Source organism: Butyrivibrio sp. AE2032 (assembly GCF_000702965.1).
Map to the genome: position 1 here is coordinate 1040001 of NZ_JNLF01000003.1, position 24019 is coordinate 1064019.

Annotated in this window: 24 protein-coding genes and 1 tRNA gene (1 of these 25 running past the window's edge); 6 read left to right on the forward strand and 19 right to left on the reverse strand. The window is 45.1% G+C overall.

The annotated features are described in order from the left end of the window. The 6 genes in view from BO18_RS06650 to BO18_RS06675 are tightly spaced (at most 47 nt apart) and all read right to left on the reverse strand, a layout consistent with a single transcriptional unit that may run on beyond the window. Window positions 1-843, reverse strand: the 5' portion of a protein-coding gene (locus tag BO18_RS06650) for a DUF5711 family protein (RefSeq protein WP_034444718.1). Its footprint begins 384 nt before the window's first position; the window shows 843 of its 1227 coding nt (coding positions 1-843); its start codon is at window positions 841-843; the stop codon falls past the left edge of the window. Between the two features lie 35 nt (window positions 844-878). After that, window positions 879-1922 (reverse strand): aldose epimerase family protein, encoded by a 1044-nt coding sequence (locus BO18_RS06655; protein WP_034444720.1) that lies wholly within the window; start codon window positions 1920-1922, stop codon window positions 879-881. A 37-nt stretch (window positions 1923-1959) separates the two neighbouring features. Continuing rightward, entirely contained in the window at window positions 1960-2559 is a 600-nt protein-coding gene (gene recR, locus BO18_RS06660) for a recombination mediator RecR (RefSeq protein ID WP_034444722.1), read from the reverse strand. After that, window positions 2559-2906 carry a YbaB/EbfC family nucleoid-associated protein gene (locus BO18_RS06665; protein ID WP_034444725.1) on the reverse strand — a complete coding sequence of 116 codons (348 nt, stop codon included), beginning with the start codon at window positions 2904-2906 and terminating at the stop codon, window positions 2559-2561. Before BO18_RS06665 ends, recR begins: the two co-directional genes overlap by 1 nt. Then, window positions 2906-4507 carry a DNA polymerase III subunit gamma/tau gene (gene dnaX / locus BO18_RS06670; RefSeq protein ID WP_034444727.1) on the reverse strand — a complete coding sequence of 534 codons (1602 nt, stop codon included), beginning with the start codon at window positions 4505-4507 and terminating at the stop codon, window positions 2906-2908. Before dnaX ends, BO18_RS06665 begins: the two co-directional genes overlap by 1 nt. Window positions 4508-4554: 47 nt before the next feature. Further along, a complete protein-coding gene (locus BO18_RS06675; RefSeq protein WP_034444730.1) occupies window positions 4555-5628 on the reverse strand; it encodes a 6-phosphofructokinase in 1074 nt (357 codons plus the stop codon). A 164-nt stretch (window positions 5629-5792) separates the two neighbouring features. Between BO18_RS06675 and BO18_RS06680 the strand changes: the two genes are divergently transcribed. Further along, window positions 5793-5878, forward strand: a tRNA-Ser gene (locus BO18_RS06680). A gap of 1 nt (window position 5879) precedes the next feature. Here BO18_RS06680 and BO18_RS06685 read toward each other — a convergent pair. The 9 genes from BO18_RS06685 to BO18_RS06720 form a co-directional block, all read right to left on the reverse strand. Continuing rightward, on the reverse strand, window positions 5880-6896 hold the full coding sequence (locus tag BO18_RS06685; RefSeq protein WP_034447110.1) for an HD-GYP domain-containing protein: 1017 nt from the start codon (window positions 6894-6896) through the stop codon (window positions 5880-5882). A 3-nt stretch (window positions 6897-6899) separates the two neighbouring features. Next, on the reverse strand, window positions 6900-7943 hold the full coding sequence (locus BO18_RS06690) for a hint domain-containing protein (protein WP_034444732.1): 1044 nt from the start codon (window positions 7941-7943) through the stop codon (window positions 6900-6902). Window positions 7944-8048: 105 nt separating this feature from the next. Next, window positions 8049-8270 (reverse strand): hypothetical protein, encoded by a 222-nt coding sequence (locus BO18_RS06695; protein ID WP_034444734.1) that lies wholly within the window; start codon window positions 8268-8270, stop codon window positions 8049-8051. Between the two features lie 73 nt (window positions 8271-8343). Then, a complete protein-coding gene (locus BO18_RS06700) occupies window positions 8344-9045 on the reverse strand; it encodes a LytR/AlgR family response regulator transcription factor (RefSeq protein ID WP_034444737.1) in 702 nt (233 codons plus the stop codon). Between the two features lie 20 nt (window positions 9046-9065). After that, window positions 9066-9812, reverse strand: a complete 747-nt coding sequence (locus BO18_RS06705; protein WP_034444740.1) for a DUF6033 family protein — start codon at window positions 9810-9812, stop codon at window positions 9066-9068. Window positions 9813-9877: 65 nt separating this feature from the next. Further along, the gene (locus tag BO18_RS06710; RefSeq protein ID WP_034444743.1) at window positions 9878-10795 is read right to left on the reverse strand and encodes a hypothetical protein; all 918 of its coding nucleotides are present in this window, start codon (window positions 10793-10795) and stop codon (window positions 9878-9880) included. 58 nt (window positions 10796-10853) lie between these two features. Then, window positions 10854-11510, reverse strand: coding sequence for an NUDIX hydrolase (locus BO18_RS06715; protein ID WP_034444745.1), 657 nt, complete (start codon window positions 11508-11510; stop codon window positions 10854-10856). 9 nt (window positions 11511-11519) lie between these two features. Then, window positions 11520-11690 carry a DUF6472 family protein gene (locus tag BO18_RS34800; protein WP_185752362.1) on the reverse strand — a complete coding sequence of 57 codons (171 nt, stop codon included), beginning with the start codon at window positions 11688-11690 and terminating at the stop codon, window positions 11520-11522. Further along, on the reverse strand, window positions 11687-13378 hold the full coding sequence (locus tag BO18_RS06720; RefSeq protein WP_081860943.1) for an ASKHA domain-containing protein: 1692 nt from the start codon (window positions 13376-13378) through the stop codon (window positions 11687-11689). Before BO18_RS06720 ends, BO18_RS34800 begins: the two co-directional genes overlap by 4 nt. Window positions 13379-13484: 106 nt before the next feature. Between BO18_RS06720 and BO18_RS06725 the strand changes: the two genes are divergently transcribed. The 5 genes from BO18_RS06725 to BO18_RS06745 are packed head-to-tail and all read left to right on the forward strand — an operon-like array spanning window position 13485 to window position 20141. Further along, entirely contained in the window at window positions 13485-14675 is a 1191-nt protein-coding gene (locus BO18_RS06725; protein WP_034444747.1) for an SPFH domain-containing protein, read from the forward strand. Window positions 14676-14698: 23 nt separating this feature from the next. Beyond that, window positions 14699-15760, forward strand: a complete 1062-nt coding sequence (locus BO18_RS06730; protein ID WP_034444749.1) for a hypothetical protein — start codon at window positions 14699-14701, stop codon at window positions 15758-15760. A gap of 21 nt (window positions 15761-15781) precedes the next feature. Further along, window positions 15782-16660: a TPM domain-containing protein gene (locus BO18_RS06735; protein WP_051688548.1), complete on the forward strand. Its 879-nt coding sequence runs from the start codon at window positions 15782-15784 to the stop codon at window positions 16658-16660. Between the two features lie 20 nt (window positions 16661-16680). Continuing rightward, a complete protein-coding gene (locus tag BO18_RS06740) occupies window positions 16681-18444 on the forward strand; it encodes a GGDEF domain-containing protein (protein WP_034444750.1) in 1764 nt (587 codons plus the stop codon). Beyond that, the gene (locus BO18_RS06745) at window positions 18441-20141 is read left to right on the forward strand and encodes a GGDEF domain-containing protein (RefSeq protein WP_034444752.1); all 1701 of its coding nucleotides are present in this window, start codon (window positions 18441-18443) and stop codon (window positions 20139-20141) included. The genes BO18_RS06740 and BO18_RS06745 overlap by 4 nt, the downstream gene beginning before the upstream one ends. Window positions 20142-20194: 53 nt before the next feature. Here the strand turns inward: BO18_RS06745 and BO18_RS06750 are convergent, their stop codons facing one another. Genes BO18_RS06750 through BO18_RS06760 form a run of 4 tightly spaced genes read right to left on the reverse strand, consistent with a single transcriptional unit; the run spans window position 20195 to window position 24002 of the window. Continuing rightward, entirely contained in the window at window positions 20195-22258 is a 2064-nt protein-coding gene (locus tag BO18_RS06750; RefSeq protein ID WP_034444754.1) for an oxidoreductase, read from the reverse strand. 20 nt (window positions 22259-22278) lie between these two features. After that, entirely contained in the window at window positions 22279-22989 is a 711-nt protein-coding gene (locus tag BO18_RS06755; protein ID WP_034444755.1) for a hypothetical protein, read from the reverse strand. Between the two features lie 18 nt (window positions 22990-23007). After that, window positions 23008-23175 (reverse strand): hypothetical protein, encoded by a 168-nt coding sequence (locus BO18_RS34805; RefSeq protein ID WP_185752363.1) that lies wholly within the window; start codon window positions 23173-23175, stop codon window positions 23008-23010. A 32-nt stretch (window positions 23176-23207) separates the two neighbouring features. Beyond that, on the reverse strand, window positions 23208-24002 hold the full coding sequence (locus BO18_RS06760) for an acyl-CoA dehydratase activase (protein WP_034444758.1): 795 nt from the start codon (window positions 24000-24002) through the stop codon (window positions 23208-23210). Between the last annotated feature and the right edge of the window lie 17 nt (window positions 24003-24019).

Sequence of the window (24019 nt, forward strand, 5' to 3'; positions counted from 1 at the left end):
GAACATTATCCTGTCGTCAGAAACAGCAAAGGCTGCTGAAGTGTTCATAAACTGAACGTAGGGTACTACCACAGAGGGATAATCATAGCCACTGACATAGTTGTCGATGGAGTTTTGTCCCACTGATCCAAAGTTGAAGAAAGCAACACTGGTCTTAAGAGTTCCCTCTTCAGGATACAGGTAAGAAACGCACACCAGCTCTCCATTGGGAGAAATGCTGATTGAAATCGGATAACCGCTGTCCTTCATTGTAGTCTTGAAGTTAGCAAGAGTATTGCCCTGAGCATCGTAAAGATATATCCAGGTAACATCAGTTCCATCAAGAACTGCTGCAACAACTCCCTGGGAGGAAACACAGAACTCTCTTATAGGAAGATTGGTATCAACCTGTCCAAGTGCGCCACTGACGTTGTTGACGTAAATGTTGTGACCGTTGTAATCACCAACAGCAATAACTTCGCCACAGGTATGGGCAATGGGATTCTGCATCTCATAGGTCTGATTCCAAAGAACCTGACCACTTGAGCTAATGCAGCTCACACCATCCTTACTGTACTGCACGACATGCCCATTGATACCAAGCACTGCAGAATCTGTTCCATTAGTTATAGCTGTCTCCTGAGTTACAACAGCCTCTGCGTACTCCTTATCTCTCCATCCAATATAGACTACGGCAATGAACAAAAGTGAACCCAGAATAATAGCTGATGTTCTGAAAACAACAGCTAGCTTGTGGTTCCTTATCTTCTCTTTATAAGAAGGTTCAACGTCAGACAGCCTTTGGCTGGAATCTCCTCTATTAAGTTTACCTGCATATGAGGTGAAATCACGTACTTCAGCCAAAAGCTATCCTCCGGTACAATTTCTTTTGATAATGATCAGATAAACTGATAAACAGTAACTGTGTCGTACTCTCTGTCTGGTCCAAATACGCAGTCAGGGAAGCCTTCCTGATTGATGGAGTTTGGATAGAACTGAGTCTCAAGACAGAATCCATCACGCTTGTTGTAAACAGCGCCCTCTTTTCCGGGCTTGTTTGCGATAAAGTTTCCTGTGTAGAGCTGGAATCCGGGAAGTGTTGTTGAGCACTGCATAGCGATTCCCGTTGCAGGTGATGATACTGTGCAGAAATTTCTTCTGGTTCCATCGGCGCCATCAATTACATAGTTGTGATCATAGCCTCCAACGAACTTAAGCTGCTCGTTGTCTGCCTCAATATCTCTTCTAAGAGTCTTCTCCTGGCCAAAGTCAAATGGTGTGCCTTCTACGCTGGCAATCTCACCGGTTGGAATAGCCTCGGAGTTAATAACCGGTGTGTAATGTGATGCGTTCATCTTCATAACATGATCAAGGCAGCTGCCTGAATTGTGGCCGCTCAAGTTGAAGTATACATGATTTGTCATGTTGATAAGAGTCTTTGCATCACTGGTTGCATGATAATGAAGTGAAAGAGCCTTATCATCAGTAAGAGTAAATGTAAGCTCAAATACTCTGTTTCCTGAAAAGCCCAGATCACCATCCTCAGCCTTCAATGTAAACTTAACAAAGTTATCGCCCTCTTCTGCATCCCAAACACGCTTGTGGAAACCGTTGTTCATGTCGGTGTGCAGGTTGTTAGGACCATCGTTGATAGGAAGGATAAACTCTTTTCCATCGATGGAATACTTCGCGCCGGCAATTCTGTTAGCTGTTGGGCCAACTGTTGATCCAAAGAAGCAATCATTGTCAAAATACTGCTTGTAATCGTCATATCCAAGTACAACGTCTACCTTGTTGCCATCCTTATCAGGAACAAAGATGTTTCTGATGGTGGCACCATAATTAAGAACAACTACCTCAACACCTGAATTGTTAGTAAGATGATACGCATAGATAGGTGCTCCGCTTGTAGCTTCTCCCCAAAATTCTCTCTTTACTGCCATACCCGTTATACCTCCTTAGTCTTGTGAACGGTTTAACTCAAAGCTCGGTTCTTCCCTCAAGGGCTCTGAGAAGTGTAACTTCATCAATGTACTCCAGATCTCCTCCCACAGGAACGCCGCTGGCTATCCTTGTGACTTTTATGCCTGTAGGTTTAACAAGTTTACTGATATACATGGCGGTGGTTTCACCTTCCAGACTCGAGTTGGTTGCAACAATAACCTCATTGATCTCCTCAGTCTGAAGTCTTTGCATAAGCTCGGTCAGTCTGATGTCAGAGGGCCCGATTCCCAGCATCGGCGAAATGGCGCCATGTAAAACATGATATACCCCTTCGTATTTGCCGGTCTTCTCATATGCTGCTAAATCTCTCGCATTCTCCACAACCATAATGGTGTGATGATCCCTGTTGTCATTACTGCAAATTGGGCATACATCATCGTCCGTTAGCGTACAGCAAACCTGACAATAATGGACATTCTCTCTTGCATCGGTTATGGAATCCGCCAGTTTCTTCACCCTGTCCTCGGGCAGGTTGATGATATAAAAAGCCAGCCTCTGGGCCGATTTACCACCGATTCCCGGAAGGGCAGCCAGCTCATCAATTAAACGGTTGATATGTCCGCTGTATAGATCCATTAGAAAGGTAATCCTCCGCCAAGTCCACCTGTCATTTTGCTCATCATAGCTCCGCCGGCTTCGTCAGCCTGCTTCATAGCCTCATTGACAGCTGCTACGATCATGTCCTGAAGCATCTCAACGTCATCAGGATCAACTGCGTCCGGAGAAATGGTAACACTCTTAAGTGTCTTGTTACCAAATACAGTAGCCTCTACAGCTCCGCCGCCGGCCTTGGCTGTAAACTCCTTAGCCTCCAGCTCCTTCTGGCTCTCCTCCATCTGTCTCTGCATTCTCTGAGCCTGCTTCATAAGATTGCTCATGTTTCCAGGCATTCCTCCGCCTGGGAATCCTCCACGTTTTGCCATTATTCATTCTCCTTATCTTCGTCCTCAGTCACAATATCAAAGTTTATTGACTGAAGGTTAACATATGATTCTTCAAAGGTCTGGGTCGGTTCAAGACACCTGGTCTCATATTCCACGTGCTTTCCCATCATCTCATCAATGAAATTCTGGAATTCCTCCGCAGATTCTCCCTTTGAATATTTATCTGATAACTGCTTGTTGTCAAAGACTATCTGCAGCTTATCATCATTTCCAAGACTGAGCTTCGCCTTCTGCATGTAGGTCTTCATGGGGTTCCCCATGCGCAAAAGAGCTCTCGGCCACTCGCTCACAAGCTTCTTGATATCATCAGGCACTGCCCTCTCAAGCACTTTCTTTTCCTTGGGCCGGATAGGCGCTCCTGTAACTCCCGGAGCTGTAGCAACTGATATCTGTCCACTCTGAAGCCCATCAAGGAGCTTAGAGTTCTTTTCATCATGCTCTTCAAGGATCCTTAAGCGGTCTTCAAAAGAATCCGCCTCGTCTTTATCCATCTGAGGTTTGCAGAGCCTTATCAGAGTGATCTCAATCAGTATTCTCTTCTGGGTTGCATACCTGATGTTGGATGACAGCTCGGAAAAGATCCTTATGAACCTGAGTATGGTATCGGTATCTGCACCTTCTGCCTGTTCCTTCAGGGATTTCAGATTGTCGGTGGAAATGTCCACCACATCCTCCATCTGGTCTGAAGCCTGTACCAGCATAAGGTTTCTAAGGTACCACACAAAATCGTTAACAAACTGTGTCAACTCCCTGCCCTGAATAACTACATCTGACAGGATTGTCAGTGCCGAGTTGGCATCCTGAGTATATAGGGCGGAAAAGAGCTTTTGGAAAACTTCCGTGTCTACGGCGCCAAGCACCCCCAGCACCTTATCATAGGTAAGTTCCTCTCCGTAGTTAAATGCAATGCACTGGTCAAGGAGACTTAGGGAATCTCTCATGGAGCCATCGGCCGTCTTAGCAATGTAGCGAAGAGCCCTCTCCTCAACCTGAATTCCTTCCGCATCAACGACCTGCCTGAGTCGCCCTTCGATGGTATCTATTGTGATCCTGTGGAAATCATACCTCTGACATCTGGAAAGAATGGTGATCGGGATCTTGTGGACTTCCGTTGTAGCCAGGATAAACATCACGTAGGAAGGCGGCTCCTCAAGGGTCTTAAGAAGCGCGTTAAAAGCACCGGCGGATAGCATGTGTACCTCGTCGATGATATAGACTTTTCTTTTTCCTTTGGTTGGGGAATAGGAAACCTCGTCAATGATCTCTCTGACATTGTCAACGCCGTTGTTGGATGCAGCATCGATCTCGATGACGTTCATGCTGTTGCCGGTGGCGATCTCTTTACACATCTCGCACTGACCGCAGGGGCTTCCGTCTATGGGATTCTCGCAGTTTACTGCCTTCGCCAAAATCTTTGCAACAGAAGTCTTACCTGTTCCACGAGTTCCGCAGAACAGGTAAGCATGTCCAACTCTATCTGATCGAATCTGATTCTTGAGCGTTGTGATTATATGATCCTGGCCTTTGACATCTTCAAAGACCGGGGGTCTGAATTTCCTGTATAGTGCTACATAACCCATTTAAATAACTACTCCAACAAAACTTCTATGCTGACGCAAGGCTGCCTTTAATCCCCAAAGCATACTCCAAGCATCTTTGCTTCCTTGATAATGCTGGCATCAGGTGAAACGTATTTCAGCTTGCCTGCTATCTCGGAAAGAGGTACCTTAACAATCTCTCTGTTCTTGTAAGCTACCATATATCCATATTCTTTATTGAGAATCAGCTGGCCGGCTTCTGCACCAAGTCTTGAAGCAAATACTCTGTCGTAAGGATCAGGCATTCCGCCTCTCTGCATGTGTCCGGGAACTGTAACCCTGACTTCATGTCCGGTCTTCTTCTGGATGGCTTCAGCTATCTCGTAGGATACTGATGGATACTTGTAGTTAGCCATCTTCTCCTTGAACTCCTTCTTGGAGAGCTTTGCATCCTTCTTGGAGATCGCACCCTCAGCAACAGCAATGATGGTGAATCTGCTGCCTCTCTTGTCTCTGGCCTCAATAGCCTCACATACCTTGCCGATATCATAAGGAATCTCCGGGATAAGGATTACGTCTGCACCGCCTGCAAGGCCGGCATTCAGAGTAAGCCATCCAACCTTGTGTCCCATAACTTCAATAATGAATACACGGCCGTGGGAATCAGCTGTGGTATGGATATTATCAATAACATTGGTTGCAACATCTACAGCACTCTGGAAACCAAAGGTCATATCTGTGCCCCAAAGGTCATTATCAATTGTCTTAGGAAGGGATACAACATTGAGTCCCTCCTCACTCAGCAGATTAGCGGTCTTCTGGGAACCGTTTCCGCCAAGAACTACAAGGCAGTCAAGCTGAAGCTTATAGTAATTCTGCTTCATTGCCTCTACTTTATCAAGTCCGTTCTCATCAGGCTCTCTGATAGTCTTAAAGGGAGTTCTTGAACTTCCAAGAATTGTTCCGCCCTTTGTCAGGATACCTGAAAAGTCCTTCGAGGTCAGCATTCTGAAATCGCTGTAGATGAGTCCTCTGTATCCATTCTTGAATCCATAAAACTCAACTTCCTCTCCGCTGTGCGCAATACACTTAACAACGCCGCGCATTGCTGCATTCAAAGCCTGACAGTCACCACCACTAGTCAACATACCAATTCTCATCATGTGAAAAAGGCCTCCTTTGAATTAAAAGCTATAAGCTTATTTGTAAACGCACACTACTAGTAATTATACATTAATTCTGCCCATACTGCCAACTAATCCGGTTGACTATGAATCATTAAAAAAGTATAATAAAAAACGCTTCGGTGCTATGCCCGAAGCGCTTTGGAGACGTATCAAAGTGGTCGTAATGAGGCGCACTCGAAATGCGTTTGTCCGTAAGGGCACGCGGGTTCGAATCCCGCCGTCTCCGTTTAATCTAGGATCCTGATTACTGTAACATCCAGTTTTTTCATCATATCTATTACAGCTCCGTTCTGGAGTTTAACCTTAGGCCTTGAAAGGTTCTTTTCATCATTCTCCATTACTATACCCTGCAGTCCATTAGACATAAGAACTTTACAGCCCAGCGGGTAAGGAGCAACATACTTAAGGAACGTGTTGATAACGTCAATATCAAACATAGTTCCGCTGTTGGCCATGATGTATTCTATGGCATCTGCCGGATTCATGGCATCCTTGTAGGCGCGCTTAGCAGTAAGTGCATCGTACACATCTGCAACATGTATGATCCTGGCAAACTTATGGATACCTTCGCCCTGAAGGCCTCTGGGGTAACCGGATCCATCCCAGTTCTCGTGATGGGAGTATACAGCGTTTTTAACAACAGCCGCAACATCTTCAGCTCCCGTATCAACTCTGTCACGGAGCCTTTTAAGGCCGTACAGAGGGTGGTTCTTCATCTCCTCGTATTCTTCCTTGGTAAGCTTTGCAGGCTTATTAAGTATTTCCACAGGAACATCGCATTTTCCGATATCGTGCATGAGCGCACCCTGGGAAAGCAGCTCAAGCTCACTGTTCTTAAGCCCCATTCCAATACCAATGATAACGGAAAGCACATCCACGTTTACGCTGTGGACATAGGTGTAGCTGTCGTAGGAACTTAAGGAAACCTGCTCCACAATAAGCGAATCAGAACTCTGGATCTCATTTACGATGCTGTTGGCAAGGAACATACAGGCGTCGATATCAAGCTTTCTGAGCTTGTTGATGGCCTTCATCCTGGTTTCATCTGAAACGATACTTTTAACGTTTTCCACGTCTCCGTTTTCGTAGACATAGACACCGTCAAACTGAAGCTTTTGTATCCTGGCAATAAACGAATCGGAAAGCTGGGTGTTTGCCCTTAAAAGCACCTGTTCATTATCGTCGTATAGGTTGCTGGACAGAATCATTCCAGCCTTAAGGTCTTTTGCGCCGACGTACCTCATACCTCACACCTCCTTGACATGTCCCGTAGTACAGTTGTGTGAGATAATTCCATTTGCGATGAAGTTTCTGCCGGTAGTCATTATCTCCACCATATCTTCGCATTCAACTTCCTCAATGGATACTATCCTGACTTTATCGCGGTGCTTATCCTGAATATCTACATTCTCGAGCTTACAGGTAGTCACAGGATTATAAATATTGTAAAAACGCAGCAGTTCTGAAGGTCCGCCCAGGAGCATAGCCTTCCTGTCTTTACTGCTGTATTCATATTCGAAGCCATACATATCAAGGCCGTATTTAACTATGTCAAGGAACTGCCTCTTTGAACTGGTGACATTCTTCACGAAGGGATTTCCCGATCCGTTTGAGTCATAGACTCCAGCCACAAAACCTCTGATGAAATCCTCCTTGTCCTTATTCTTAGAGAACTTATTGGACAGGTTTATCATCTCGGTATAGGGAAGGTTGAGCTTCTTGGTTATATAGTATTCGTTAGTATCAATATCCCTGGCAAAGCAGTCTTCTATAGTCGCATCAGCGCCAAAATACAAAAGATAATTGTACATGCGCTTCGTTACTGCTGCCTCCTGAAGCACAAATTCAGCTATATCACCGCCTTTAAAAGAGATCAGATTCTTGCCATAGATCTCCGCGCTCACAAAGTACCCCTGCATATAGAGCTTGGTCTCCTCGTGGGCTTTCTTAAGACTCCCTGTAAGACCGCACATTTTGATGTCTTCTTTCAGGTAAACCTTTCCTGCAGGAAGGGTGTCATCATCATAGGTAAAGAGCCATCCCTGCCTGGTCAGCCACTGGTGGTTAGCGCTACTTATTAAAACTCTGCCATCATTTAAGGTTATCCTGATAGCCTTGCCTTTGCGCTTGTATACGCTGATAACCTCACTCTTCACGTATTGATAGGAATCTCCGTTGTACTGAACAGCATAAACAGCATCGCCTTTTTTCAGCTCTTTGACCTTTCTCATTGTATTGTTGTACATCAGAACAGTCATATTACCGTCAACACAATCAAAGTTTCTTTTCATAGTCAGCCTCTCCATAGAAATGTCCAGGTTACCATTAAAAAATCCCAGCAGGTTAACTTAACACTGCTGAGATTAATTTTACACTATCTTTCGATTGCTATCCACTTATAATGTTGGCTGTGTTCCACAGAACTGACAAACCATTCGAGTACCGGAATATACGATATGAGGAGTATCCTTCTGACACTTAATACAGTAATGGGTGGTCTTTCCAGCCCCCTCTTTTATTTCTGCCACCTCAGCTCCACTGGAGGCTTTGGCAGTCCTTCCACCGGCAACATTTATAAGTTCACTCTCTTCAAGTTTTTTCTTCATTTCATCAGACATAAGGCAATCTCCTTTCCCCGTTTCCCATTTATACGAACAATAAAAAATATTGGCAAATTTCTTTTTAAATTATTCAGAAGGTGTACTTTAAAACCAGCTCGCTAAGAGCCCTGTATGTTCCCCTTGGCACCGAGAACTCTTTTCCATCCTCCATGGCCACGTAGTCCTTGGTTATCTTTAAGACTCTTTTCAGATTGATTATGCTCTTGGTCCCAAGTACGTAGAAGTATGGACGGTCCAATTCATCAATAAGGGGCTGCAACGTACTCCTTATAAGGAAGCAGTCATCGCTTAGCACGATCCTCTTGTAGTGGTCCTGAGACTCGATGTAGAGAATGTCGTCAAGCTGCACCCTGTGGACCTCTCCGCTCTCCCTGAAGGTCAGAAACTTTGCCTCTTCCTCCTGGGTGCATACCCTGTCCATGGCATCAAAAAACTCTTCCTCCAGGATAGGTTTTTCCAGATAATGAACCGCATGGATCCTGAAGGCCTCCTTGTAAAAGGCATTTGAGGAGGTCATAAAGATGATCTGTGCATCTTCATTCTTATTCCTGATAGCCTCTGCCAGTTCAATTCCGTTTATCTTGTCGATATAGATGTCCAGCAGATAGATGTCGTAGATCTGCTTTTCCATGGCACCCAAAAGATCCAGGGAGCTGTAAAAGACATCTGCCCTGATCTCTAAGCCTTCATGTGCCTTCCTGTATTTCTCCAAAAGCTCTGCCGCCTGAGCAGCAGAGCTTTTTTCATCATCACATATTGCTAAAGAATACATTGTTCCCCCAACGTCCTTCTTTATCCTTTGAAGTCTATACTCTGACCAACAGTCTTCTCATAAGGTGTCATCACTGAATCAGCCCTAAGCGAGAAGTTGTAGTCTTCAATCTTTCTAAGGAGATCCTCCACAGAATCTGCCTGTAGGATAACAAAGTCCTCCTCGTCATCCTCAACTTCGGTTCCGTCTTTATTCCGGAGCTTTTCAAGCCGCTCTTTTTCTGCTTCCTTCTTCTCTACAGCCTTTTCAGCTTTCTTTTTCTCTGCTCTCTTTTCCTGGAGCTTATCCATCATTTCCTTGTTGGACTTGCTCATAACAGCGAAGAAAGAAGCTGTTCCATTGTCATTGACCTGCATTCCGATGGTCTTGACTCCGGACTGACTTTGCATAATGGACTTAAGCTCCGGCATCTTGGCCTGAGCCTGGGCTATAAGGCCCTCATACTTTGCCCTGTACTCCTCATCAGTGGCCATTCTCTCGATCTTCTCTTCATCGATAAGAACTACCATCCTGTTGGCGTTGCCAAAGGAGCTGGCATTTGCCTTGGCATATTCCTTCATGTCCTTACTCACAAGGACAAAGTCCATATTGGAATATTTCTTTTTCAGTTCCTCGTAGTACTTGGCACCCTCTTCACTGAGCTGTACCTTTCCCAAAGTTTTGCCGTAATTACCGGTAGTTTTGCCGGTTTCCTTGGTTTCGGAAGTCTTAGCTGCCTCATAGACAGCAGGATTTGTGCCGGCAGCAATCTCAGAAATGTTACTCATGGTTCCCTCCTTGTCTCGAGAATAATCCCGTCAGCCTCCGTGCTGATGTGAACATTTACAGTTTCTTACTCTACCTTATCTCCTGTTGTGGCATCATATACAGATGACTCCAGCACTTCACCTGTTTCATACAATACCTTGGAGAATATTATCTGTTTCTTTTTCTGATCATACTCTGTCTTATATGTATATCGGACATTATCCTCAAGAACTTCACGGTCTCCGATCCACATTGGGCAGAAAAATTCAAATCCATCTCCGGACTGAACATCAATCATCTTGTTGGACACATCTACAGATACTCCCTCATCGGTCAGGAGTTTGTACTCAAAGTCAGAATAATCGCCAATCTCAGCGTCTTCCCTGCCAATCTTGCTAAGGTACTCCTCTGCAAAAGCTCTCTCCTGCCTCTCAAGCTCGTTCAGATCGTCAGAATCGATGGTGATGCATCTGCTCCAAAGAGCCTCCGGGAAGTTCTTTTTAATTGAATCCACAAAAGCACTTCCATCCTCAGCCTCAACCATGGAAATGAATTCATAGAGCCCGTCGTCATGGGACTGAACGGTTACAACTGCAGGGATAGCTCCGCTTCCTGCGCACTTTACGAAGTTGCCATTCTGGAACTCATAAGCGCCATACATCTCCAGTACGTAGCACTTTTGCTTGCCTTCTTCGTCAGGCTCGTCCTTATCCATAAGGATATGTCCCTCGCCCTTTGCTTCACCAGCCTTGAATAAATTGTTATTGCAAAGAATAATACCTGCAGAAATAGCATCGTCTAGAGAAGAAGTAATGTCAGTCACAACATCCTGAACCGGTTCCTCAACTGATGCTTCAACAGAAGCTTCAGCGACAACCTCCTCTACAGATTCCTCCTGGGTAGCAGCCGCCGGTTCCTCCGGTGCAGCCTGATTCCCACATCCGGCTACCATGGTAGAAGTTAAAAGAGCTACTGTTAATAGTGCAATTACTCGATTCTTCATAAGGCCTCCTCAAGGCTTTTGCCTTTTAACTCAAATGTTAGTTTTTCGTCAATACTCATTATAACATGTCGCTTACAAAATACATAAGCGCTGCCCAGGTATAGACAGAATAAAAATCTCCCTTACCATCTACTCCATTCCTGAGTATCTCTTTTGCCTGATCCTTTGTCAGAAGTTCAAAGCCATTAAAGCATTCCTGCCCTTCCGCGCCCTCCTGGGTCAGCCCTTCAAGGCTCTGAAGGTGGAGCTTTACGCACACAAGGGCATTGCTCTCATCTGTCATTCCCGGAGTGCTGAAAAGGAATGGATTGATCACAAAAAGCTCATCCCTGTCCTCATCCACCACAATTCCGGTTTCCTCATGGATCTCCCTCTTGGCCGTCTCCAATAAAGGCTCATCCTTCTCGGCATCCTCCGGGTCCACAAGGCCTGCCGGAACCCCTAATAGAAATCTTCCCGCCGGATATCTGAATTCATAGGAGAAAAGAAGCTGTGGCTCCTTTCCGGGAAGGTCCACAATAACAACGCAGCTTACTGCGTCCGGAAGGGCCTTTCTAAACTCTTCGTCGCTCATGGTTGCCACAAGCTTTTCAAGGGGTCTTCTGGTGGCATCAAAGTAGTGCCTTCCCTCCTCATACTGAAGGTCAAAGACCCTTATAAATTTCTTGTCAAGAATAGTCTCAACGCACTCTTTAGTAATAACCGGTTTCTTCATAGCTCTCCTTTATATCTGATGTCTTACGACCTTGTACTCATCATTGTCCTGGTAGTAGGGACATTCCTTGGCATTACCGGACATGAGTCTGTAGTAGTCGTCTTCATCCATGTTCACCATGCAGGTGTAACACTCCCAATCCTCATCGTACACATAGTTTGCACATGTATCGCAGATCATAAATTATCCTCTCTTGCGCCAAAATTCATGGCATCAATATATTCCTCGTCAAAGCTGTCCAGCTCTGCAAGCTGTATAACCTTTGCCTTTCCGGTGATAAGGTCCAGCTTTCCTTCAGCTTCTTTTTGGGCTTTCTGTCCGGCAAGAGTCCTTTTAGTGAAAAGAGCTGCTCCCTTCAGGGCGGAATTGCCAACAGCTTCTATCTTACCATCAAATTCCGGCGGAAACATCCTTAGTCCGCTGATATTTTCCTGACTTATGTTGCTGCCAAAGCCCCCGGCAATATATACTCTGTCAGGTTTCTTTTCCTGCAAAAGAGCTTTCGCCCCCGTAAGGATTGCTGCCTTAGCCAGCTGAACATTTCTTATGTCCTTTTGAGTGAAGCGGATCTTGCCATCCTCTGTCACAGGGAAGCCTTTATCAAAGTATTTATCAGCCAAAAGCCCCGTCTCATCAATAATTCCGTTTCTGTATAGCTCGGAGACAATCTCCATGACACCTGTTCCACAGATTCCTATTGGTGGCTTGCCTCCTATGGTCTCATAGGTCACAGTATGGGTCCCCGGCTCTATCTTCACATGACTTATGGCTCCCGGGACTGAAGGCGCTCCATCGGAAATTCCGCCTGCTTCAAATACAGGGCCTGCTGCCGTGGAGGTCACTTTAAGCTCATTGCCGTCATAAAAGGCCATCTCTCCGTTGGTTCCAAGATCCAGGAAAAAGATCTTTTCGCCGGGAGAAACGTCAAGTGCAAATAATCCTGATACTATGTCCGCCCCCACAAAGCCTGATATTCCCGGCAAAAGAGTAAGCTGTATTCCCGGGATGTTTGGCAATATCTTTTCCGATGGTATATGTTCCAGGTCAAGGAAGTCCGAAGTATAAGGGTACTTCCCAAGGCCTGACACGTCCCTTCCTGCCAAGAGATTTAGCATGGTGGTGTTACCGGCAATTGTTATGGCCTTCAGGTCAGAGTTCTCTCCTTCACAGGAGATTCCTTCCGCAGCCGACAGTTCTTTTATCAGGGACTCTATGTCTGAAGCAGCCAAAGCGCTAAGCTCATTGAGGATTGTCTCATCCTCCGCAGCTGAAATCCTCGAAATCACATCCCCTCCGAACTTACGCTGGGAATTGACGCAGCTGGCGGTTCTGACAATTTTGTAGCTTCCTCTTTCAGATTTGGCAGCCTCATCTGCAGCTATCATGTTGCCATTCCCCTTTACCAGGGCTGCTGCTATTGTGGTTGTACCAAGATCCACAGCGATTCCGTAGGACTCCTGGAGCTTGTTGTTCGATGTCCGACTGTCAGTTTCAGCCATTTCCGCATTGCCATGGATGGTCTGTTCTCCTACTTTGGAATCCAAAGCCTCAATAGACATATCTTTTTCCAAAGCCTGCTGTCCAAGCTTGATATCGCAATCTTCAGAAAGGACACATCTGCAAAGAAGCCTTACACCCTCTGCCAGCTCCCCATCTGAAAGAACATCCGCTTCATAGGAATCTGCCTCTGGCGCCCCCTTAAGGAATCGCACCCTGCACATTCCGCAACCTGTGTCTCCGCCGCAGGGCAGGCTGTAGCTGACCTTTTCTCTATCGAGGACATCCTTAAGCCTCTCGCCCTTCTCGGCATTTAGTTTATGTTTTATGTCATATTCAGTTATTGTCGCACTAATTCGTAAACCCTTCATACATCAATAGTTTAGCATAAAAGTAGTTGCATTATTGTGGCATTTTTAGGTTAAATGTGAGAAAATATTAGGTACGGAATATTTTTTAGTATGAAAGGAGATAGTTATGGGGCTTATATCAGCAGCACTCTCAGCAGGTGGCAGCGTTCTTTCTGATCAGTGGAGAGATTATTTCTACTGTGAATCACTTCCTACCGAGGTGCTTCTTACCAAGGGTAAGAAAAAACAGGGAAAAGGAAATGACAACATCATTTCAAACGGTTCTATCGTATCAGTTAACGAAGGTCAGTGTATGATCCTGGTTGATCAGGGACAGATTACAGAAATCTGTGCAGAGGCTGGTGAGTTCGTATATGACACCTCCACAGAGCCATCAATCTTCTATGGTGACCTGGGAGAGAACATCGTTAACTCCTTCAAGGAATTTTACAAGAGACTCTCTTTCGCCGGCGGAACAGCCAAGGATCAGAGAGTTTACTATATCAACACAAAGGAGATCATGGGCAACAAGTATGGCACAGTTAATCCTGTTCCATTCCGTGTAGTAGATACCAACGTTGGCCTTGACATGGATATTGATATCCGTTGCCACGGCGAATACAGCTACCGCATCGTTGATCCTGTTCTCTTCTACAAGAACATCGTTGGCAACGTAAAGGATGAATTCAAGAGAGATGAGATTGATTCTCAGCTTAAGAGTGAGCTCCTCACAGCTCTTCAGCCTGCATTTGCCAAGATCTCCGAAATGGGAATCCGTTACAGCGCACTTCCCGGACACACAACCGAGATCGCAGATGCGCTCAATGAAGTCCTTTCAAAGAAGTGGACCGGAACCTATGGTATCAAGATCAGCACCTTTGGTATCAGCTCTGTTAACGCTTCCGAGGAAGATGAAAAGACAATCAAGGAGCTCCAGAGAGCCGGCGCTCTTAAGAATCCTAATATGGCAGCTGCTACTCTTGCCAGCGCACAGGCTCAGGCAATGCAGGATGCAGCAAAGAACACTGCTACAGGTCCTATGATGGCCTTCGCAGGAATGAACATGGCTCAGCAGGCTGGCGGAATGAACGCACAGCAGCTCTTTGCTATGGGCGCTCAGCAGCAGCCTCAGGCAGCACCTCAGATGGCACCTCAGTCAGCAGGTAATTCCTGGACATGCTCTTGTGGCAATGTCAACACAGGTAACTTCTGCCCTAACTGCGGATCACAGAGACCAGCAGCCGGATGGACATGTTCCTGCGGAACAGTTAACACAGGAAACTTCTGCACACAGTGTGGATCACCAAGACCCAACTGATAACTTTTTCAAAGGATAAATAAATGGCCCTTCACGAATATGAATGCCCCGCCTGTGGCGGGGCAATGGAATTCAATCCTCAGTCACAGAAGCTCAAATGCCCTTTCTGTGACTCAGAATTTGATGTTAAGGACTATGTGGCCAACCACAATTCAAATGGCCCGGCACAATCAGCCGAAAACTACAACACCCAGAGCACGGACAAGGATGATAATCCTATGTTCATCTACAGCTGTGGGTCTTGTGGCGGCGAGATCCTGGCTACCGAATCTCTTGGTTCCATGAAATGTCCTTTCTGCAGTAATAATGTAGTAGTAAAAGAGAAATTCACCGGAAAGTTTACGCCTGACTACATCATTCCTTTCACCAAGACAAAGGAAGATGCTATGAAGGCTTATTCAGGTTATATCAAATCCAAGAAGCTCCTTCCTAAGGTGTTTGCAGAGCAGAACCACATTGATGAGATAAAGGGGATCTATGTGCCCTTCTGGCTCTTTTGTGCAACTGAGAATTACAGTGCCAGCTTTGAAGGCACAAAGATCAGGACCTGGCATGATTCAAACTACAACTATACTGAAACCAGCTTCTACAATATAGAAAGAGCCGGTTCAGAAAAGTTTGAGCACGTACCCGAGGATGGTTCAAAGGAAATGCCTGATGACCTGATGGAATCCATCGAGCCCTTCGACAGATCGGCAATGGTTCCCTTCAACATGGGATATCTGGCAGGCTTTCTTGCCAACAAATATAACGTTACAGCTGAAGAGGACAAGAGCAAAGCTTTGGACAGAATGAAGAACACAGCTACTGCCAACTTTAGGAACACTGTAGTTGGGTACAACTCCTTAAGAACCCTTAGCGAAAGCTGCACCTCCAGTGGCGAGAGCAGCAAATATGCTCTGTATCCCGTCTATGTGCTTAACACATCCTGGGAGGGAAAAAACTACCTGTTTGCCATGAATGGTCAGACCGGGAAATTTGTAGGAAATCTACCCGCTAGCATGAAACGTGCAGCAAAATACTACTTCCCTATAGCAGGAGTTGTGGCTGCGATCGCATTTGCAATAATGATGCTCGTCAGCTGATCAAATTGATTGGATAATAAGATGAATACATTATTAAAATATAAAAACAAGACAGCTTCGGCCATTTTACTGTTCCTGATCCTTGTAATGCTTTTACCAGTAAACGCTTTTGCTGCAGACGTTCTCTGGGACAGCTATGAGGTTCCCTCCACCAGACAAAAAGAAAGGCTTTTGGATAACGCTGATCTTCTATCTGACAGTGAGGAAGCAGCTCTTTTACGTAAGCTGGATAGCCTCAGTGAACAGTGGAATTGTAATATTGTGGTCCTCACAGTGGATTCACATAACGGACCGATCCAGGACTATGCAGACGATTATTTCGACTACAACGGCTTTGGCACAGACTATAACAGCGGAATTCTCTTTATGCTCAGTATGGCTGACCGGGAATGGGCTATCAGCACCTACGGATCAGCTATTCAGACCTTTACTGATTATGGCCAGAGTCGCATGATGGACAACATGATGCCCTATTTAAGGGATGGCGATTACAGCGGAGCCTTTAATGCATATGCTGAAACCTGCGACTACTACCTTGCACTGGACGAAGAAGGAGAAGCCTATGACGTAGGCTATCAGGAGCCCAGGACAAGTGCCGATATTGTACGTATGCTCCTTATTAGTATCGTTATTGGTCTGGTAGTAGCTCTTTTCCCTGTTCTTCATATGAAGTCTCAGCTTAAGACTGTAAAGACTGCTACCAACGCAGCCAACTATGAAGCCAAAGGCGGAATGAAGCTGAATGTCAACCGGGATACTTTCGTTCGTACCCAGGTGACCAAGACTCCTATTCCTAAAGATACCGATAGCGGAAGCAGGGGAAGCTCCTTTGGTGGCGGAAGCTCCACCCACTCCTCCAGTTCCGGCTCAAGCCATGGAGGTAGCCACGGACACTTTTAAAAAGCAGGAGGATTTATTCAGTGAATTTAACTGTAAAGATCCGCACAGCTTTATTGTCGGTACTGGCAGTGATTGTCTTTGGTGCATCACTTCTGGTACTTGGTAATCAAAATTTTAATACGCCTTATCAGTATGAATTAGTCCAGCTGGATGACGGCTGGACTATTAGTCATGGAGAAAAGACCTGGAAGCTTGATAGTGTCAAGGAATCCAACATTGGAATTATTAATATGGGTGAAACCATTACCCTTTCCAGAACTCTTCCTGTTTCAGACCTATCCCCTGCAACCATCAGATTTCGCACCATTCTTTCTACTGTTAAAGTCTTTGTAGACGGAAAAGAAATCTACTCCTACGGCCAACACTATGCTGATACCAACTGGATGCTCCCTAAGATGCTTAACTTTGTTCAGCTTCCTAAGGACTACTCCGGAAAAACCATCACCATTGAGATAACTGCCTGTGAGAATAATGCATTTTCCGGCCTCTCACCGGTTTTCTTTGGCAACTACAACGATCTGAAAAATAATCTGGTTCAGACCACCCGTCTTTCTATGGTAATCGGTGTATATCTGTGCCATCTTGGATTCATGCTTCTTATTCTGGCACCGTTCCTTGCCTTTGCCGACAACCACGACTTCAGCATTTTCCCTGCAGCTGTTACATCAGTTATGATGGGTGTGTACATCCTTTGCTACAACGATGTATTCTGGTATATCTCTGACAGTCCTTCTTTCTATACCTTTGTAGAATACTTCTCACTTTACATGATCCCAGCTTCTATTCTTGGATTTGTCATTCTTGCAGGTCAGTCCAAGTTCAGGCGTACAGCAATAGCGTTATTTGTCATAAACATCATATTTGCTTTTTCAACGACCCTTTTGCATATTGCTCGCATTGTACATATCTGTAACTTTGTTTCGTGGCTTCACATCATCGGTCTATGTGAAGGCATATTCCTTATCACGTCTCTTTTCATAACAGTAGCTGATTCCAGAAAAAATGAATTTGACTACAAACTCTCCATTACCTCCACCAACACTCTTATTTTTGGTCTGATATTATTCCTGTTCTGTGCTGTCACAGACATCATAAAGTTTAATATCATGAAGTTTACAAAGATTGGAGAGATCAATTCCCATATAAACTTCACCACCATAGGAGCCCTTGTATTTATCATGTGTCTGCTCCTGCATTACTTCTACCACTGCATAGAGTATATTAACGAATCCACAGTAAAGCCCCAGCTGGAAGGTCTTGCCTACACTGATGCCCTGACAGACCTGTCCAACAGATCAAGGTGTGAGGTTGTACTGGCTGAGCTTAGTGGCGATTATACCATCATCAGTCTGGATCTGGATTATCTGAAATATACTAATGACAACTATGGCCATGATCAGGGCGATAAGCTCCTGAACGGCTTTTCACAAATGCTGAAGAACAGCTTCACTGACGCTTCTCTAGTAGGCCGAATGGGCGGTGATGAATTTATCGTAGTACTGCCTTTCGTGGATGATGAGCGCACTCAGAGGGACATCGATTGTCTCACTGATCTTATGGAGCACAGAAACGCCTCTGAATCAAGGCTTCGTTTCTCTGCCTCCTGGGGCTATGCCTCCAGCAAAGATAAGGATCTTAGATTTGGTGCTAATGCCCAGCATGTATATCTTTTGGCCGACCAACGCATGTATACCATGAAGGGCAAACATCATCAGCAGTCTCTGGGGCGTCTTTATGATGACCTTGTTAATAAGCTATTGGATGAAGGAGGTAAACGCTCATGAAGCATAAACGTTTGATCTCCATCATCTGTTCACTATTGATCGCAATGTTTGTAAGTTGGCTCATATCCACCTGTCTTGTCTTTAAGCCAGCCTATGAGCTTATTTCTATAGACGATGGCTGGAAGGTCACTATCAATGACGACCAGTTTGATAATGTGAAGCTCTCTGAGTTTTATAAGATCCTTGACGGAGAGAAGCTTCGCCATGGTGATGAGCTTACATTTTCAATCACACTCCCTAGTGGCCGGGAAAGTGTCCCATTTCCTGCACTTCTTTTCAGAAGCCGATATACTACTCTTGAGTGTTTCATAGATGACACTGAGATATTCAGCTACGCTCTTGATATGTATGAGAAAGGCAAATTCATTGGAAAGCAGTATCACTTCATCTCTCTGCCAATAGAATATCAGGGGAAAGAATTCACCATGAAGATGACCGTGGGAGAAAACGATGCCTTTAACACCCTGAGCCCTATCATTCTTGGAAGCCAGCAGGATGTAGAGAGTAAACTTGTCAACGATCACCTTGCCATAATTGCAACAGGTATGTTCCTGTTCATATTTGGTATCGCCTTCCTGTGTATCACTATGTTTTATGCCCCCACTACACCGGAAGTATTAGGTCTGATGGTAGGCTCCCTATTCTGTGCCAACCTTGCTGCCTGGCTTATGAGTTATTACAATCTCCTGTCTCTTTTCATTTACACCAGACTTGAGACGCAGATTGAATACTTTACCATGTACCTGATCGTGCCCTACTGCTATCTTATGGTGTACTTTATTCAGAAGATTGAAATGAAGAGACTCTATATAACTGCAGGCCTCATAAGCACAGGCGTTACTCTTTTGCAATATATACTTCACTATATCTTTAATATCCACCTGAGGGTGACACTACCGCTTTACCACATTGTTGCAGTCTTTGGTTTTGCTGTTATGTCATACTTCTTTATAAGGAATATCCGCAAAAGAGATATCTCACCTTCCGGGATGATCCAGATGGCCGGACTGGTAGCCTTTGCTGTAGCTGAGATAATCCACCTTGTAGCCTATGTTTTAGATGGCTTCCATATTCCTAACTCCTATACTTTGACAATGAATGCCATAGATAGTGGATGTCTTATTTACGTAATGTGTCAGCTGTCCAACTACATGCTCTATGTGACACAGGCCTATGCTCAGCGCAAGGAATATGCTTCACTTACTCACCTTGCTTACGCAGATGGACTTACTAATATGCCAAACAGAGCAAGAGCTGATAAGATCCTTGAGGATCTCAACAAAGGGGACAATGACTACTGTATAGTCAGTGTTGACTTGAACGGCTTAAAGACGGTAAATGACAAATTTGGCCATCTTTCAGGCGACAGATACATCAAAGACTTTTCAAAGGTTCTTGTCACTTCATTTGAGGAAAAAGGATTCTGTGCAAGAGTTGGAGGTGACGAATTCCTGGTAATCATTCAGGAAGCCACAGAAAACGAAGTTGAAGAGATGATCGGGCGGATGAACAGTGCCCTTAATGTTATGAACGCCATCTACTCTGAGTATCAACGAAGTGTAGCTACTGGCTTTGCCTTCAGACACGAGTGTCCTGAAGGATCTCCATCCCACGAAGTTTACCTTCTTGCAGATCAGCGCATGTATGAGATGAAGCGAAAGATGCATGAGGAACTGGGAATCAAGAACAGATTATAAAAAACTCCCCGCGCAAAGTTAACCTGCGCGGGGATAATTATTTCTATAGCTATTTAGATCTTCATGGCGATGTCCCATGCACCCCAGATGGCTGAACGGACATTACCAACCTTCTTACAGTCACCAAGAAGGTGAACATTCTTAGCTTCCTGCAAAAGAGGAATCGGATGATATCCAACTGACATGATAACGTTATCAGCAGGAAGTACCTTTGTTGTTCCATCCTTGAGAGTAATCTCAACTGTCTTTTCATCAATCCTGGAAACACCAGAGTTGAGATAAACAGGAACTTTATTGGTCTTGAAGCAGTCACGAAGGTAACTGGTATTTGCAAGGCACATGTTCTTTACAGCAATAAGGTCATCCTTCATCTCTACGATCTGAGGGTTCTTACCCTTTCTGAAAAGATCCAGTGCGATCTCACATCCTGTAAGTCCACCACCTATAATAACTACATCCTTTCCAACGCTCTTCTTACCAAGAAGGTAATCTGTAGCATCCATAGCATACTCTGCTGCACCCGGGATAGGGATCCTGTTGGCCTCAGCACCTGTAGCGATGATGTATTCATCTGCTGAAGGAAGGGAGTCTGTTCTAACCTCATAGTTGAAGTGGATCTTTACGCCCAGCTTTTTCAGCTGATACTTCTGCCATGCAATGAGCTGCTTATCCTTCTCCTTGAACTCAGGAGCAGCTGCTGCGATAAATACGCCGCCCAGCTCACTTGTCTTTTCATAAATCTCAGGCTTATGTCCACGAAGTGCGAGGATTCTTGCAGCCTCCATTCCTCCGATACCGCCGCCAATGATAGCGACTCTCTTTGGATTATTGGTAGGTTTAACCTTGTACTTCTTGGTCTGCATGCTTCTTGGGTTAACAGCACACTTGCACATTCCGGCTGACTCTGTAAGATCCTGATCATTAGCTGTTCCATTGTGCTTTGTTAAGTTAAAGCAAGCTGAGTGACAGCAGATACAAGGTCTGATCTCCTGGGGCATATCTCTTTTAAGCTTAGATACCCACTTGGGATCTGCCAGGAACTGTCTTCCAACAGCCATGGCATCTATGCCACCATCCTTGATGGCCTTTGCTCCAACGTCCGGCTCCATCTTTCCTGCACAGACAACAGGAATATCAACGAACTTCTTGATATGTTCCACATCCTCAAGGTTGCAGTTCTGTGGCATGTACTGCGGTGGATGAGCCCAGTACCAGGCATCATAGGTTCCATTGTCGCAGTTGAGCATATCGTAACCTGCATCCTGAAGATACTTAGCAGCCTTCTCAGACTCTTCCATATCTCTTCCGATCTCTTCGAAGTCCTCTCCTGGCATAGCTCCATACTGGAACGCCTTGGTCATGGATCTTACTGAGTATCTGAGAGATACAGGGAAGTCCTCTCCACAGGTCTTCTTTATCTCTTTTACGATCTCTACCGCAAAACGATAACGGTTCTCAAAGGATCCGCCATAGTCATCAGTACGCTTGTTGGTATATTTAAGAGTGAACTGATCAAGAAGATATCCCTCATGAACAGCGTGAACCTCAACACCATCAACGCCGGCTTCTTTGCAAAGTCTTGCTGTCTCGCCGAATGCATAAATGATGTCCTTGATCTCTTTTTCCGTGATGGCACGGGTTGTTACGTCATCAGCCCATCTGTTAGGAAGAACTGATGGTGCAGCTGTAAGATACTCTGCGTCGATATAGGGCTTTGCCAATGTGTTCAGGGCCTTATTCTTAGCCAGCATAGCAAGAGGTGCTGTGAGGGCAAAGCTTCTTCCAAAGCCTGCAGTCATCTGCACAAACATCTTGGCGCCGGTTGCATGGATCTGATCCATGAACTCAGCAAGTTCGTCGAATTTGCGCGGATTCTGATAGAGCCACTTACCGCCCAACATGTCCTTTACAGGCGCAATACCGGGAATAATAAGACCACAATCATGCTTAGCGATCTTAAGAAGAAGCCTTGCAGCTTCTTTATCGAAATGGCTTCCGCCTGGCTCCATCCAGCCGAAGATACAGGTTCCGCCCATAGGAGCTAACACGATTCTGTTTTTGATCTCGAGATTCCCAATTTTCCATGGGGTAAAGAGTGATTGATATTCCTCTTTCATTAGAGCCGTTTCCTTTCCTTTTATTTTTTACCAAGGTGAAGTTCTCTCATTCCCTCCACCTCATCACATACAGGCTTCATGCTGCAGTGACCACAATCTGTGGGAAGTCCATCCAGGATATGGGTCAGTGTCTTTGTGATGGCATCGACCTTATCCGCATTGGGACTTAAGACTTTCACCAGTTCAGTGTCAGTAATGAAGATAACTCTTACCTTCCTGACCTGGCTTACTTCTTTATATTTCTTTATATACGCTGCTCCAACTCTGGCAAAATCGATTCCGCCTTTGAGAGCTGCGCTGCTGATACGAACCTGTTCCTGATTGCTCTGGGAGGAAACCCTGACCATATATCCCTTGGGGAAAACATGGTATCTGACAAACTCCAGATTTCTGATGGCCTGAAAAGCCTTCTCCTGGTCCTTGTCCTCTCCAAGATCCTCCGTCTCCAGCATCACTATCCTGGCAAAGGCAGTATCTCCTTTTATCTCTCTTATGTCTTTTCCATAAACCAGGATCTCATCCTCCAAGACCTTTCCGGAGGTGGTGACACAAGTATAATTTACCGAAGGCATTCCTGCGCCTCCCAGCTCAAGTCCGGCATCTCTTTGCATGATGAACTCGGTATTTTCAAGGCATTCCCAGGCACTTGCCGGATCAAAAGAGATTTTCCTGCCCTGGAGCTTTTCAAGCTCCTCCATGGTTCCATCAATCAAATTGTCATATAACTTCATAAAACTATTACCTCTCGATCAGAACTTGATATCGGCCTTCTTTCGGTCGAATATCTTATTAACCTGGGTATAAGCCCAGGCCATAAGCTTCTGGTCAAGATTCCAGAAATAAATGACAAAAAGAATTCCTGTAACAATGGTAAGGATTTTAAATATTTTGAGAATGATCTTAATCGTCTTACTCATCCTTATTTTATCCTTTCATCTATTACGTCAGATTACTTTGCAAGGCCCTTCTGTCTTGCATACTCTGCAGCACCAAGTGCACCCATGAGCTGAGGATCGATAGAAAGATCTACAACCTTAAGCTTAAGTACCTGCTCGATGGCAGCCTTAAGTCCGGCATTCTTAGCACATCCACCTGTAAGAGTGATGGAATCTGTAGCGCCAGCCTTCTTAGACATTACGAAGCATCTCTTTGCAACAGCCATCTCGATACCTGCTGCGATCTCATCCATAGGCTTTCCTTCACCAACGAGAGTGATAACCTCAGACTCAGCAAATACTGTACACTGAGCTGTGATAGGAATAACGTTCTTAGCTGAAAGTGAAAGGTTTGAGAATTGTTCAAGACTCATTTCAAAGGAACGCGCCATAGCTTCGAAGAAACGTCCTGTTCCTGCAGCACATTTATCATTCATGGCAAAGTTCTTTACAGTTCCGTCAGTATCAATTGAGATACCCTTAACGTCCTGTCCACCGATATCGATGATAGCCTTAACTGATGGATTAGTTACATGAACGCCCATAGCGTGGCAGGAAATCTCAGAAATATTCTCATCAGCAAAAGGTACCTTATTACGTCCATAACCTGTACCGATAAGATACTCAAGATCCTTAGAGCTGTTAAGTCCCTCAACCTGGGAAATAACCTCTTTCATTGCTATCTCAGCTGACTCCTGTGCAATGATCTTGCTCTTGACAGTAGTTCCAGCAACCATCTTTCCGTTCTCGTCAACGATCACCGCCTTAGTGTAGGTTGATCCTACATCACATCCGCCAAAGTACTTCATTTTTTAAATCCTCCTAA